Source organism: Bacillota bacterium, from assembly GCA_012839765.1.
GTDB lineage: Bacteria > Bacillota > Limnochordia > DUMW01 > DUMW01 > DUMW01.
In genome coordinates this window covers 1-12880 of the sequence record DUMW01000078.1, presented here as the reverse complement: position 1 = coordinate 12880, position 12880 = coordinate 1, and the positions used below count along the sequence as shown (strand labels likewise).

Below are 12880 nucleotides of genomic sequence, written 5' to 3'. Positions count from 1 at the left end.
CCTTCTTCACAACTTATTTACATAATTCTTAGCATTATTCCCTTAATTCAGATCGACTGGGTTAGCTGATCTGTTCCTTAATCAGAAACTGCTCGGCTGGTTGCTAAGAGGGTGCGAAATACCGGATAACTAACTGAATCGCTGTTATATTTGCAACAACTGTACTGGAAGGGAGGCTTTCGGACAGCTCAATCGGAAGGCAAAGTATGGACTAATCTTAAATATTTTCAATGAAGGGGGAAGTCTCTAAATGCGTAAACTGACCTTGATGACGGCAGTGGGTCTCCTGGTTTTGGTGCTGGGTACTTCCTTGGTCTTTGGGGAAGGGGTCTACCAGGCGAAGAAGGCAGCTACACCCGTCGTGATCGACGGCGTTCTGACGGAATGGGAAGGGATACCGGCATTGGAACTGACCCTAGAGGATGGCGGTAAGGCCACCTTTAAGTGTCAGTGGGACAGCAACTTCCTCTACGTGGCCGTAGTGGTAGAAGATAAGGTCCAGTACAATCCCTATACCGGAAGCAACATCTGGCAAGGGGATAACCTCCAGCTCGCACTGGACGGTCGCAACAACAAGAGTATGAGCTACGATGCCGACGACTACGAGTACGGCTGGGCCCTCACCGACAGCGGCCTGGAGGCCTGGGCCTGGCAAGTGGCCACCGGGGTCACCTTCAAAGCCGACCTGATGTCCTTCATCGTAGTGCCTTGCACCGAAGACAATCCGGTGACCATCTATGAAATTGCCATTCCGAAGGAGCTCATCCAGCCGGCAAAGCTGGAGGCGGGTTATCAGATGGGCTTTAACTGGCTGGTCAACGACAACGACGGCGCCGGCCGGGCCTATGTCGAGTGGACCCTGGGGGTGGGGAACCAGAAAAACCCCTCCTATTTCGACACCCTCCTTTTGGTCAACTAAGGAAAGCCTGTTTGCAATTAGAAACCCAGGGGTTTCCCCTGGGTTTTCTTTATGTACATCCCTATTCCTTCCGCAGGATTTTCTCCATGGCCTTTCCCTTGGCCAACTCATCGACGAGCTTATCCAAATAGCGGATCTCCCGCATGATGGGCTCTTCGATCTCCTCCACCCGGACACCGCAAACTACACCTTTAATCAACCGCCGATTGGGGTGCGGTGCGGGCGCCTCCCTGAAGAAGGTTTCAAAATCGGTCCCCTTTTCCAGATGGGCCGCTAACTCTTCCTGGGGGTAACCGGTCAACCAGCGGATAATCTCATCCACTTCCTCCTGCGTACGCCCCTTTTTCTCCGCCTTGGCCACATAGGCCGGATAGACCTTAGCAAAACTCATGGCATAAATCCGGTGTTTGATCATGGTTCACCCCTCCCTGGCTACAATGCCCCAAGGGAACTCTCACTACTTATGGTACGGTTCCTTCCGCATAATCGTAAAGGCTCGATACAGCTGCTCTAGTAACATGAGCCGGGCCAGTTCATGGGGAAAGGTCATGGGACCAAAGGACAGGCGCAGCTGACAGGAATCCAAAAGATTCTGGGCCAAACCCAGGGAACTTCCGATGAGAAAAGTCACTTGGGAGCGGCCGGAGATCATCAGTTCCGTCAAAAGAGCACTGAACTCCTCCGAAGACATCGTCCTGCCCCCCACATCCAGGGCAATGGTGAAACTATGGGGCGGGATCAGTTTCTCCACCCGCTCCTGCTCAGCCTGAAGCACCCGGTCCCGCTGTCTGCTGCCCAAGGGTTCTTTGTAGGGCTGCTCCTTGGCCTCCAGGATCCGGAGACTTGCGTAATTGCCGATCCTCTTGGCATATTCATCGATCCCCTGGGCAATGAACCTTTGCCGGACCTTGCCCAAGGCCACCACCGTAAGCTGCATTTTGTTTTCCTCACATCGACTGGTCTTTTCCAGGCACAAAAGGACAAAGTTGCCCCGGCCTCAGGATAAGCCAACTCCCCGGGGTTGTCAACCACAAGGTCCTACAGCGTCACCGTCACCTCCTGCCTTGCCCCCTGCCGGATCAGCCCGATGACCAACCTGTCCCCCGGAGCGTGGCCACGCACCTTCGTCACCAGTTCCTCCATGGTGCGAATGGGAGCTCCGTTGACGCTGACGATCACATCCCCAGTCTGAATCCCCGCCTGGGCCGCCGGTCCCCCCTCCTGGACCGCCAGGATATAGGCACCGGAATCGGGCACCTCTTCCCCCAATTGCCGACTCAGTTCCTGGGCGATCTGGGGTGTGAGGGTCCCGCCTAAAGCCCCCAGGCGCACCACCCTACCGTAACGCTTCAGCTGATCCATCACCTCTTTGGCGCTGTCGATGGGAATGGCAAAGCCAATCCCCTGCCCCGGTTGGTACACCGCAGTATTAATCCCGATCACTTCTCCCCGGTTGTTCAACAGGGCTCCACCACTGTTTCCCGGATTGATGGAGGCATCGGTCTGGATCATGTTCTGCAGATCCAGTCCTGACCGGGGATCAATGGTGATGTTGCGCCCCAGGGCACTGACCCGGCCCGCGGTGACGGAGTTGTCAAAACCAAAGGGATTGCCAATGGCCACCACCGGCTCTCCCACGCGCAGGTCCTTGGAAGAACCTAAGGGGGCCGTGGGCAGATCTTCCCCCTCGATCTTGATCACCGCTAAATCCGAAAACTCATCCCGGCCCAGCACCTCCCCGGTGAAACTACGGCCATCGGGTAGAAAGACCAGGATCTCCTTGGCATCGGCGATGACGTGGTTATTGGTAAGGATGGTCCCATCAGGTTCCACGATAACCCCTGAACCCACCCCCTGTTGCTCCTCCACAATCTGAAAGAAGAAGTTGTCGAGAATCAATTCCCTGGTGGTGACGATCTTCACCACCGCGGGCCCCACCTGTTCCACGATGGTCACCACCGGATCCTCGGGCATAGTGGCTTGTCCCGCCAGCTTCTGACCCGGCCACCGCCCGCGCAAAAAGGAACCGAGGATCACCCCTGTAGCTATGCTGAGCACCGTCAGGACGGTGGCAGCAACAAGTATCCTCCGCTCGAAAAGACTCCGCTCCGACACAGGGAATCACTCCTTCAGTGAGATTTCATTAGAAATCCTTTCCTGAAGGCCGGCGAAACATGCGGGATATTTCCCCCCATCGGGGAGGATACTAAGAAAAAAAGGGAGTCACCGACTCCCTTCTTTGAGGAATAATGCCATGGAAGATCACAAAGCACGTTTCTTTGAACTGCATCAAGCTCAGCTGCGGGCCCACCGGGACGCGGCCTTAGTCCGGAAGTACCCGGATAAGTACTTCGAACCTTTACCCTGGTCAGGGCGGCCCGTCCCGCCCCTGCACCCGAAGGAAAAACTCACCTATTTCCTTACCTCTCCGGGCTTCCTCTTCCTTTTGGTGCTGGCCCTTTTGGTCCTAGTGCTGGTCTGCGCAGTCTATTTGCTCCCGCCACCATCCCTCTACCTCGAAAATCCTGGATTGCTGGTGGATCAGCGCTCCTTGCCCTGGGACTTCAGTTCCGCAATCAAGGCAGGGACCACTTCCAGCACATCCCCCACGATCCCGTAGTGGGCTACCTGGAAAATGGGGGCCTTAGGATCCTTGTTAATCGCCACGATCAGATCCGAAGAACGCATCCCCACAAGGTGCTGGATGGCGCCGGAGATCCCACACGCAATGTAGACCTTGGGCTTTACGGTCCGCCCCGTCTGCCCCACCTGGCGGGCATAGGGCACCCAGCCCTCATCCACCACCGGTCGGCTGGCGGCCACAGTCCCCCCCAAAAGCTGGGCCAATTCCTCCAACAGGGCGAAATTCTTCGGATCCCCCATGCCCCGTCCCCCCGCCACGATAATCTCTGCATCGGCGATATTCACCTCTTCCGCGGCACCGGCGGTGACAGACAGGATCTCCGTCCGGGAAGGCAAATCCTGGGGTACTGCCATCTCCACCAGCTCCCCGGCAAAACCGGGGACGGGCTCCGGCGGGGCGAAGACCTTCGGCCGAACAGTGGCCATTTGCGGTCGATGGTGGGGACACAGGATGGTAGCCATCAGATTGCCCCCAAAGGTGGGCCGGGTCTGTAAGAGGTTCCCCGCCTCATCCAAGTCAAAGCCGGTGCAATCCGCGGTAAGGCCGGTACCTAACCGGGTGGCAATCCGCGGCGCCAAAGAGCGCCCTAGGCTAGTCCCTCCAATGAGAAAAATACCGGGCCGGATCTCTTTGACCAGGTTAACAATGAGCTCCACATACCTTTCCTCGTGGGGCAAAGCCAACTGTGCGTCGTCAAAACAGTACACCCGATCCACCCCGAAGGGGATTAGGCGCTGGGCCTGTTCTCTGATCTGCGACCCCAAAATTACCGCCAGAAGCCGGGAACCTAAGCGATCACTCAAGGAACGGCCCACAGAAAGCAGTTCATAGGAGACCGGAGCTACTATGCCATCCCACTGTTCGCAGAAAATCAAGACATCCTTCGTGTCAGCGGGATCCCGTTGGACCTGTTGGCCCCGTTCAATGACAATGGCCTCCACGGGGCAAACCTCGGCACAGGCCCCGCACAAAGTACAGCCCGCGCCAATTTCCGCCCTATCCCCTTCCAGGGTGATCACCCCAAAGGGACACTCATCTATACACCTACCGCATGCGATGCACGCGTCGGTCACTTTGATAGACATCGGTTACTTCACCGCCTTCCAGGCTCAATGTAATAGACCCAATTTTTCCAGCAGAGCCCGGGCCTGTTCCCGGGGCGTCCCCTCCAACCTCTCACCCTCCACCCCCACCGTAGGGGCAAAGGTGCGGTACACCTGGGTGGGTGACCCCCGGCTGCCGATCTTCGCCGGATCCGCCCCGATGTCTTCCGGACCCCAGACGGGTACCTGGAACTTCTTGGCCCGCATCATCCCCCGCAGGGAAGGAAGCCGCGGCTCATTCAACTCCTTCACGGTGGTGATCAGGGCCGGCAGCGGCAGCCGGATGGTGGCATAGCCCTGCTCAATGATCCGTTCCACCACCAAATGAGCGCGCTCTACCGAAAGGATCTTCCGGACCTCGGTCACATGGGGGATCCCTAACTGCTCCGCCATACCCGGTCCCGTCTGGGCCGTATCCCCATCGATGGCCTGCCGGCCACAGACTATTAAGTCAAAGGGGCTTAGCCTTTCGATGGCCCGGGCCAGGGTGTAGGAAGTGGCCAGGGTATCGGCCCCGGCAAAGTCCCGATGGCTTAATAACACCGCCTCATCTACGCCTAGGGATACAGCTTCCTTTAGGGCCTCCGCCGCATCGGGGGGACCCATGCTCAAGGCGGTGACCTTGCCCCCCTGGGCCTCTTTCAGCCGTAGGGCCGCCTCAATGGCGTAAAGATCAAAGGGATTGAGAATCTTTTTCACACCGCTCCGGACCACTAACCCCGTCTTGGGATCGATCTTAGCCTGCTCCGGATCCGGCACTTGTTTGATGCACACTATAATATTCAACACGTCCACCTGCCTATCTATCCGCGCAGGGATTCTTTAATCAGTTCCTGTCCAATGATATTCCTCTGAATTTGGTTAGTTCCCTCGTAGATCTGGGTGATCTTGGCGTCCCGCATCATCTTCTCCACGGGATACTCCTTCATATAGCCGTAACCGCCTAAGACCTGCACCGCATCGGTGGTCACCTTCATAGCCACATCAGAAGCAAAGACTTTAGCCATGGAGGACTCCTTGGAGACATTCTTCGCCCCGGCATCGATCATGCGCGCCGTGGCATAGACCAGGGCCCGGGCCGCCTCCACCTGGGTGGCCATGTCCGCGAGCATATGGGAGACCGCCTGGAAGGAAGCAATGCTCTTGCCAAACTGCTTCCGCTCCCGGGCGTAGGCCACCGCATAGTCCAACGCCCCTTGGGCGATCCCCACCGCCTGGGCCCCCACCCCGGGCCGAGTGCGATCAAAGGTACGCATGGTGACGATAAACCCCATGCCTTCCTTGCCCAGCAGGTTCTCCTTGGGGATGCGACAATCTTCAAAGATCAGCTCCCGGGTAGCCGAGGCCCGGATCCCCATCTTGTTCTCCTTCTTGCCAAACCTAAACCCTGGTGTGCCCTTCTCCACGATGAAGGCACTGGCCCCCCGGGGCCCCTTGGTGGGATCGGTCATGGCAATGACGGTATAGATCTCCGCCTCACCACCGTTGGTGATCCACTGCTTTGTCCCGTTGAGGACGTAATAGTCGCCGTCCCGGACCGCGGTGGTGCGAATGGCACTGACATCACTCCCCGCATCGGCCTCGGTGACCGCAAAGGCCGCAAGCTTGCTCCCTGCGGCAATGGCGGGCATATACTTCTGCTTCTGCTCCTCGGTGCCAAAAAGCAGGATGGGAAATCCGCCCAAGGCACTGGCCGCGTAACTCACCGCCACTGCTGCGCAAGCCCGGGACAGCTCCTCCACCACCAGACACTGTTCAAAGACGCCACCGCCGAGCCCGCCGTACTCCTCAGGCACCCACACTCCGAAAAGATCCGCCTCCGCCAGGATCTTCATCAGTTCCCAGGGAAATTCCGCTTTCTCATCTAACTCCAGCGCGACAGGTGCCACCTTTTCATCGGCAATGCGAGCCGCCAGTTCTTTAATCATCTGCTGCTCTTCGGTCAAGAAATATTCCATCCTTGCTTGCCCCCATTCCTGTTAAGGTGACGCAGGTTATCCGCTTCTTATGCGCCCCAGATGCCTGTTTCGGCAATTTAGTACTAGGTACTAATACCAGGTCATTACTAAGTTCGACATTCCTCCCCCAATTCCTGCAAGATCTTTTTGCGAAGTGGCACAGACTTGGGAGAAACGTACAGAATCATCGCTAGGTTGCCCATTTCCGGACGAAACATGAACCAAAAGGAGAATCTTCCTTTTCCTACGACAACCACATACCACAAAATACCCCCGCAACTTTTTGGACAAGTTGCGCTCCAAACCTTTCCTTCAGACAAGAACCATAAAGCTTTACTGGATCTGTCTTTCGGTAATGTTACTTGGGTATCTTGACAGCTGCGCTTTATCTATGGACCCTTGAGTTACTAAATCCTCGGACTAAATTTTCGTGCATTCTTGCACAAGGGTGAAAAACTAGCGGTTTTCGTTAACGCAAAAACCTATTTGTGTTGGCGCGAAAGTAACATAGACATACACAGGGGACAGTATACTGTCTTTCAGGAGGGCCTCCCTATATGGAAAAGGAACGAGTCACCATCCAGGATCTAGCCAGTATTATTGGTACCTCTCCCGGCACCATCTCCCGGGCCCTCAATGACAAGGACGGCGTCGGTGAAGAGCTCCGGGCACGGATCAAGGCCGTAGCTAAGGAAATGGGGTATACACCCCGCCGACAACACCCAAAGGAAGTAATGTTAGTCTTTCCCCTGGCCGGGGTCGGCCTTGGTCCCTATACCAGCGGACTGGCGGTGATCCAGGAAAGCCTCGCCCGGCAAAACTGTGTAGCCATCAATGGCTATGAGCGGGATCCCAAATCCCAGGTCCTCATCATGGAAAGCCGAAACCTTGCCGCGGCCATCTATTTCTGCTGCAATCCCAATGAAGAAGTGATCCAAGTGGCCGACAAAGTCGCCCTTCCCCTCGTCCTCATCCATCGGGAAAGTCCCCTTCCCCACATTTCGTCCTTTGTCAGCGACGATTTCCACGGCGGATACATTGCCACCACCCATCTGCTAGAACAGGGACGCCATAGGGTGGCCTTCCTCGGTCCCCGGAAGGACTATTCCCCCCGGCTGCGCTGGCTGGGATACTGCAAAGCCATGGAAGAACAGGGCGCTACCCCCATATATTATGATCCCAGCTACCTAAATCGGCCCCAGGAATTAATCCGGGATCTGCAAGCCCGGGGAGTGAACGGGATCTTCACCTGGGACGACGATACGGCAGAACGGCTGATGAGTGTGTTACTTTACCACAGTATCCAGATCCCAAAGGACATCGCCGTCGTCGGCTACAACGCCATGCCCCCGAAGGAAGATGGCCAGCTCCCCGCGTTAACCTCGGTATATTGGCCCATCGACCAGGTGTGCCAATGGGCCATGGATTATATCGCCCAGTGTCTAGTGCCCAAGGAAGGACTCTGCCCCATCAAGGTAAAACTCACTCCGCGCTTGATCGTCCGTAGCTCATCGGTCACTACATAGTCTGTCTTCCGGATCGCATAGTCAACGCCCTAGGATGGGAGGTGACTGCACCCGTACCCACTGACCTTTCTCAAGATATCACCTACGGAAAGGAGAAAGCGTATGAAAAAGTGGTTGGTACTCCCGTTGCTTGTGGCCATCCTTTTGATGCAGTCGGTAGTCTCCGGGGAAACAATCACTGTGCTGTGGCGGGATCAACAGGGTGATCTCGATGATCATTTGGTGGAGAAGTTTGAAGCAGCCCATCCGGGACTCAAAGTGAACTTGATTCGCAGTCCCCACAATGAACTGGACGATAAGCTCATCATGATGCTGGCCAGTGGTTTGAATGTGGATCTGGTGGCGGAGATGTCCCTGATGAACTGGGGCTTTTACGCCTACGATGGTTTGTTTGCGGACCTCACCCCCTTCATCGAACGGGACTACGCCCAATTGGACGTCGAGGGGTTGCTGCCCCTGTGGAACCAGATGACCATGGGTTCACGCATTGTGGGACTGCCCTTCAACGGGTGGCTCGGCGCCAGCATCACCTACAACGCCACCCTGTTCCAAGAGGCGGCCCTGCCCCTGCCCACCACCTCCTGGACCGATCCCAGCTGGAACTGGCAAGCCTTCCTCGATGCCGCCCGGAAACTAACGGTCCGGGATGCTGCTGATCGCATCACCCAGCTGGGAGTGAGTTATTGGTTGTCGGACCTTACGGTCTGCGCCTTCTCCTGGGCCCATGGCGGCGATATCTTCCCTGCGGAAGCCTACGCGACCGGTTTCCTCGAACGGGTCATCTTCAATACCCCCGCCAACCAAAGGGCCTTCTCGGCCCTGGTGGATCTCACCCAGGAATTCCAAGTGGCCAACCCCACAGGTCTCCTACCGGCCACCATTTCCGCCAACCTCACCGCCTTCGGGCAGGGCAGCATTGGGATGTGGCTTGATTCGGGCCTTTTGCGCACCGATGACATCCTCTCCCCCAACTACCAATGGGGACTGGCACCCTTGCCCATCGTGGACGAACGCACCCGGGTGCCCGCCTTCCTAAACGCAGTGGCCCTGATTAACACCTCCCCCCATCCCGATGCTGCGTGGGAATTCGCCAAGTTCCTCATCTCCGAAGGGGTCACCGTCAGACCCGGGTTCCCAGGGATTCGGGCTTCCTCCTGGCTTGCGGCCATTGAAGAAGCCACCATGAGTGGGTTGTACATCAACACCCGGCAGGAGCTAGAGCAGTTGTTGATGGAAGGTTTCCAATACACCGTACCGGTTCCCCGCTACGGCGTACGGGCCGCTTCCGACGTCATCGACATACTTCTCAGTTACCTCCAACAGGCCATCAACGGAGAGATCTCCGTGGAAGAAGCCCTCACCAAGGCGGAGGAAGAAAGTAACGCCTTACTTGTTCTGTTCAATCGGTAGTCCCAACAGAGGAGGATCAACCCATGAAGAATCTTCGCACACCTCTGCTCTTATTCACTAGTTTGTTGCTCACCACTGCACTACTGGCTAATTGTATCTATATCCCCGATGAGGTGGGGCCTGGAGACGTCCCAACGGACCTCGTCATCCTCACCGCCTACGACTTCGACGGTGTCGAGGATAGCTCCAATGAAACCAGTGCCTGGGTATACCATAAAACCGAACCGGCCCTACGCACCGCCACCTCCCGGGGCGAGACCATCACCGCCACCTTCTACGGGGAGCCAGCCCCCTATCACCTGTGGGTGCTCCACGGTGCCGGCGAAGGATGGGGCGATGGCAGTCGGATGACTAAGATTCAGGTAACCATCCACGGCCAACAGGCTTTCTTCACTGCTCAGGCCAGGGAAAGGAAATGGACCAAGGTGGGCACCTTCCAGCTTCAAGGATACAATGTCCTAGAACTGGCCGGATACAACGAGCAAAACTCCGCCTTCGTCTACGGCCTCATCCTCACCGTAGATGAAAACCTGGATCCTTCCCGCCTTGATCTCAACGGAATTCTCTTCCTGAAGGATCTGCAATCCCAAGGCCTCCTGGATGCGGTGGCGCCTGTACTCGATGAACGGGGAATGGTCATCGGGGGCTTTAACAATGCCGCCCAGGCGGAACTGTGGGGTTTTGTCCCCGTGGAAGAACCCACCCAGAACGGTCCTTATTCGGGAAAATGGGACCATGGTGAACTGGGCTACATCAAAGCCCCCGCAGGCTTCCCCTGTCCCATTCCGACCGATTGGAGTCCCTATCGGTACCTAGAGTTTGACTGCTATTCCCCGGCCCAGACCGATGCCTGGTGGAAGCTCAACATCATGTCCGAAAACCCCGACACCGACGGCGGCGATTACTACACCATCGAGTTCAGGGTGGACTGGGAAGGCTGGAAGCATTTCCGACTGCGTCTTGCAGATCTTAGCAAATCCCGCACCCCCATAGGCTGGCACCAAATCGATGGGATAGAGCTTTGGAACCACGGCTGGGGCCATGAGCGGGATCCCGACACGGTAATTTATTTCAACAACATCCGTCTTTCCTTCGATTAACAAGACAGCGGCAACTCCGCCGCTGTCTTGCTCCTCGGGGAAGGGAAAATACACCACCTTCGATAGTGCAAAGAAAAAGGGGGGAGATGAGTTGGGCAAATCTAGATGGGTTGTGTCCATCCTGCTGGCAATCCTACTCCTGGGCAGCCTCCACGGCCGTGCCCAGCAGATGTACCTGTTAACGGTGGAGGACTTCTCCGGTGTAATGGAGGGTGGAAACGAATCGGCCCTCTGGGTATACTCCGCAGATGGCCTGGCCCTGCGGACAGCCACCGCCAAAGGTGAGTCGGTCACCGCCACCTTCCGGGCAGAACCGGGTACTTACCACCTCTGGGTGTATCATTCCGCGGGGATGGGCTGGGGAGATGGTAGCCGGCGGACAAGAATCGAAGTGCGCATCGGGGAGCAGGAGGGCAGCTTCGGCGCAGAACCACAGACCAATCAGTGGATCTACGTGGGTAGCTTTCAACTGGAAAAGGAAAACGTGGTGGAATTGGCGGGGTACAATGAACAGAATTCGGCCTTTGTGTACGGTCTGCTCTTTGTCACCGACCAAGGATACACACCCCAGGGACAGGGGCCCGAAAGCGTCCGCTTCCTCAAGGAGCTTTTGGCCGAGGGGGACCTGGGGACGGTGGGGGCTTTACCGGATGCGGAGGGACTAGTGATCGGTGCCTTTACCAGCCGGGCCCAGGCCCGCTACTTTGGATTTGAACCGGTGGAGGAACCGGTCAGGGACAACCGCTATTCAGGCAAGTGGCAACACACCGTCGGGCGCATCTTGGTGGCAGCAGGTTTTCCCGGACCCATTCCCACCGATTGGACCTCCTACCAGTACCTGGAGTTCGATTGCTACGCCCCTGTCCAGACCAACGCCTGGTGGAAACTCAACATCATGTCTGAAAACCCAGACACCGACGGCGGAGACTACTATACCGCCGAGTTTCGGGTGGATTGGGTAGGCTGGAAGCATTTCAAACTGCGCCTGGCGGATCTGAGCAAAAGCCGCACCCCCGTTGGCTGGCACAAAATCGACGGCCTCGAGTTTTGGAACCATGGTTGGGGCCATGAACAGGATCCCAACACAGTGATCTATTTCGCCAACATTCGACTGACCCGATAAACACCGGTGTCTGTATCTGGGAATTCACCAAAATGACTAGTGGTTAGAAAACCTTTCATCCAAGGGGAGGATCCCAATGCGTGGCTATAAATACTTGTTGCTGATTGTGCTGGCCGTCCTTGTCTTGGGCACCCTCCGCTCCTTTGCGGAGCCCATCTACCTGCTGACCGTCGAAGACTTCTCCGGTGTGGTGGAGGGCACCAACGAGACCTCCGCCTGGGTGTACTCCGCGGACAAACGGGCCCTCCGCACCGCCACATCCAAAGGGGAGACCGCAACCGCGTCCTTCCGCGCCGAACCGGGGACCTATCACCTGTGGGTCTATCACACCGCGGGGATGGGCTGGGGAGACGGCAGCCGGCGCACACAGATTGAGGTGCGGATTCAGGACCAAAGGACTACCTTTGGAGCTGAACCCAATACCAGCCATTGGACCAAAGTGGGCGTGTTCCAGTTGGAGGAGGAAAACCGATTGGAGCTGGCGGGATTCAATGAACAGAATTCGGCCTTTATCTACGGTCTGCTGTTTACCACCGACCCCGATTTCGTACCCATGGTCCGGGGCCCCGAAGGGATCGCTTTCATCAAGGAGATCCTGGACGAAGGCGGTTTAGAGACCGTCGCCGCGGTGCCCAGCGCCGAAGGATTGATCATCGGCGGATTTCACAGCAAGGCCCAGGCCCGCTTCTGGGGCCTTGAGCCCGTGGAGGAACCCACCAAAAACGGCCTATACGCGGGAAAATGGGAGCACACCGTGGGAAGTATCCGGCTGGCATCGGGCTTTCCTGGTCCTATCCCCCAGGATTGGACGCCCTACGCGTACCTGGAGTTTGACTGCTACTCCCCGGCCAAGACCGATGCCTGGTGGAAACTGAACATCATGTCCGATAACCCCGAGACCGACGGAGGGGACTACTATACCGTCGAGTTTTTGGTGGATTGGGAAGGTTGGAAGCATTTCAAGCTGCGTCTTGCGGATCTAGTCGTCAGCAGGAACCCCATCGGGTGGCACCAGATCGACGGCATTGAGCTTTGGAACCATGGCTGGGGCCATACCCAGGATCCCGACACCGTCATCTATTTCAACAATATCCGGT

13 protein-coding genes are annotated in these 12880 nt (G+C 56.9%); 7 read left to right on the top strand and 6 right to left on the bottom strand.

Going from position 1 to position 12880, the window contains the following annotated elements; all coding sequences use genetic code 11:
• Positions 1-250 precede the first annotated feature (250 nt).
• Positions 251-919, top strand: a complete 669-nt coding sequence (locus GXX57_07865) for a hypothetical protein (protein HHV44566.1) — start codon at positions 251-253, stop codon at positions 917-919.
• 61 nt (positions 920-980) lie between these two features.
• Here GXX57_07865 and GXX57_07860 read toward each other — a convergent pair whose 3' ends face one another.
• The 3 genes from GXX57_07860 to GXX57_07850 all read right to left on the bottom strand — a co-directional run bounded on the left by GXX57_07860 (position 981) and on the right by GXX57_07850 (position 3034).
• Positions 981-1334 (bottom strand): DUF2200 domain-containing protein, encoded by a 354-nt coding sequence (locus GXX57_07860; protein ID HHV44565.1) that lies wholly within the window; start codon positions 1332-1334, stop codon positions 981-983.
• 42 nt (positions 1335-1376) lie between these two features.
• Positions 1377-1856 carry a 23S rRNA (pseudouridine(1915)-N(3))-methyltransferase RlmH gene (gene rlmH / locus GXX57_07855; protein HHV44564.1) on the bottom strand — a complete coding sequence of 160 codons (480 nt, stop codon included), beginning with the start codon at positions 1854-1856 and terminating at the stop codon, positions 1377-1379.
• Between the two features lie 101 nt (positions 1857-1957).
• Positions 1958-3034, bottom strand: coding sequence for a PDZ domain-containing protein (locus GXX57_07850; protein ID HHV44563.1), 1077 nt, complete (start codon positions 3032-3034; stop codon positions 1958-1960).
• A gap of 139 nt (positions 3035-3173) precedes the next feature.
• On the opposite strand from GXX57_07850, the gene GXX57_07845 reads away from it, so the two are divergent.
• Positions 3174-3539 carry a hypothetical protein gene (locus tag GXX57_07845; GenBank protein ID HHV44562.1) on the top strand — a complete coding sequence of 122 codons (366 nt, stop codon included), beginning with the start codon at positions 3174-3176 and terminating at the stop codon, positions 3537-3539.
• Here GXX57_07845 and GXX57_07840 read toward each other — a convergent pair.
• From GXX57_07840 to GXX57_07830, 3 genes are read right to left on the bottom strand one after another with little or no spacing between them, the layout of a single operon-like run.
• Positions 3461-4648 (bottom strand): electron transfer flavoprotein subunit alpha, encoded by a 1188-nt coding sequence (locus tag GXX57_07840; GenBank protein HHV44561.1) that lies wholly within the window; start codon positions 4646-4648, stop codon positions 3461-3463. The two genes, GXX57_07845 and GXX57_07840, sit on opposite strands and share 79 nt — an antisense overlap.
• Positions 4649-4672: 24 nt before the next feature.
• The gene (locus tag GXX57_07835) at positions 4673-5452 is read right to left on the bottom strand and encodes an electron transfer flavoprotein subunit beta/FixA family protein (GenBank protein ID HHV44560.1); all 780 of its coding nucleotides are present in this window, start codon (positions 5450-5452) and stop codon (positions 4673-4675) included.
• Between the two features lie 17 nt (positions 5453-5469).
• On the bottom strand, positions 5470-6624 hold the full coding sequence (locus GXX57_07830) for an acyl-CoA dehydrogenase (GenBank protein ID HHV44559.1): 1155 nt from the start codon (positions 6622-6624) through the stop codon (positions 5470-5472).
• Between the two features lie 557 nt (positions 6625-7181).
• On the opposite strand from GXX57_07830, the gene GXX57_07825 reads away from it, so the two are divergent.
• From GXX57_07825 to GXX57_07805, 5 genes are all read left to right on the top strand, one after another.
• Positions 7182-8150, top strand: coding sequence for a LacI family transcriptional regulator (locus GXX57_07825; protein HHV44558.1), 969 nt, complete (start codon positions 7182-7184; stop codon positions 8148-8150).
• A gap of 102 nt (positions 8151-8252) precedes the next feature.
• Positions 8253-9560: an extracellular solute-binding protein gene (locus tag GXX57_07820; protein ID HHV44557.1), complete on the top strand. Its 1308-nt coding sequence runs from the start codon at positions 8253-8255 to the stop codon at positions 9558-9560.
• A gap of 23 nt (positions 9561-9583) precedes the next feature.
• Entirely contained in the window at positions 9584-10660 is a 1077-nt protein-coding gene (locus GXX57_07815) for a hypothetical protein (GenBank protein ID HHV44556.1), read from the top strand.
• Between the two features lie 91 nt (positions 10661-10751).
• Positions 10752-11783, top strand: a complete 1032-nt coding sequence (locus GXX57_07810) for a hypothetical protein (GenBank protein HHV44555.1) — start codon at positions 10752-10754, stop codon at positions 11781-11783.
• A gap of 76 nt (positions 11784-11859) precedes the next feature.
• Positions 11860-12880 (top strand): hypothetical protein (locus GXX57_07805; GenBank protein ID HHV44554.1); only part of this gene is annotated, 1021 nt, incomplete at its 3' end.

Excerpts from the sequence above, each read along its gene's own strand:
- GXX57_07865 (HHV44566.1), top strand. The coding sequence starts at position 251 with ATGCGTAAACTGACCTTGATGACGGCAGTGGGTCTCCTGGTTTTGGTG.
- GXX57_07820 (HHV44557.1), top strand. The coding sequence starts at position 8,253 with ATGAAAAAGTGGTTGGTACTCCCGTTGCTTGTGGCCATCCTTTTGATG.
- GXX57_07825 (HHV44558.1), top strand. The coding sequence starts at position 7,182 with ATGGAAAAGGAACGAGTCACCATCCAGGATCTAGCCAGTATTATTGGT.
- rlmH (HHV44564.1), bottom strand. The coding sequence starts at position 1,856 with ATGCAGCTTACGGTGGTGGCCTTGGGCAAGGTCCGGCAAAGGTTCATT.
- GXX57_07860 (HHV44565.1), bottom strand. The coding sequence starts at position 1,334 with ATGATCAAACACCGGATTTATGCCATGAGTTTTGCTAAGGTCTATCCG.
- GXX57_07815 (HHV44556.1), top strand. The coding sequence starts at position 9,584 with ATGAAGAATCTTCGCACACCTCTGCTCTTATTCACTAGTTTGTTGCTC.
- GXX57_07845 (HHV44562.1), top strand. The coding sequence starts at position 3,174 with ATGGAAGATCACAAAGCACGTTTCTTTGAACTGCATCAAGCTCAGCTG.
- GXX57_07830 (HHV44559.1), bottom strand. The coding sequence starts at position 6,624 with ATGGAATATTTCTTGACCGAAGAGCAGCAGATGATTAAAGAACTGGCG.
- GXX57_07840 (HHV44561.1), bottom strand. The coding sequence starts at position 4,648 with ATGTCTATCAAAGTGACCGACGCGTGCATCGCATGCGGTAGGTGTATA.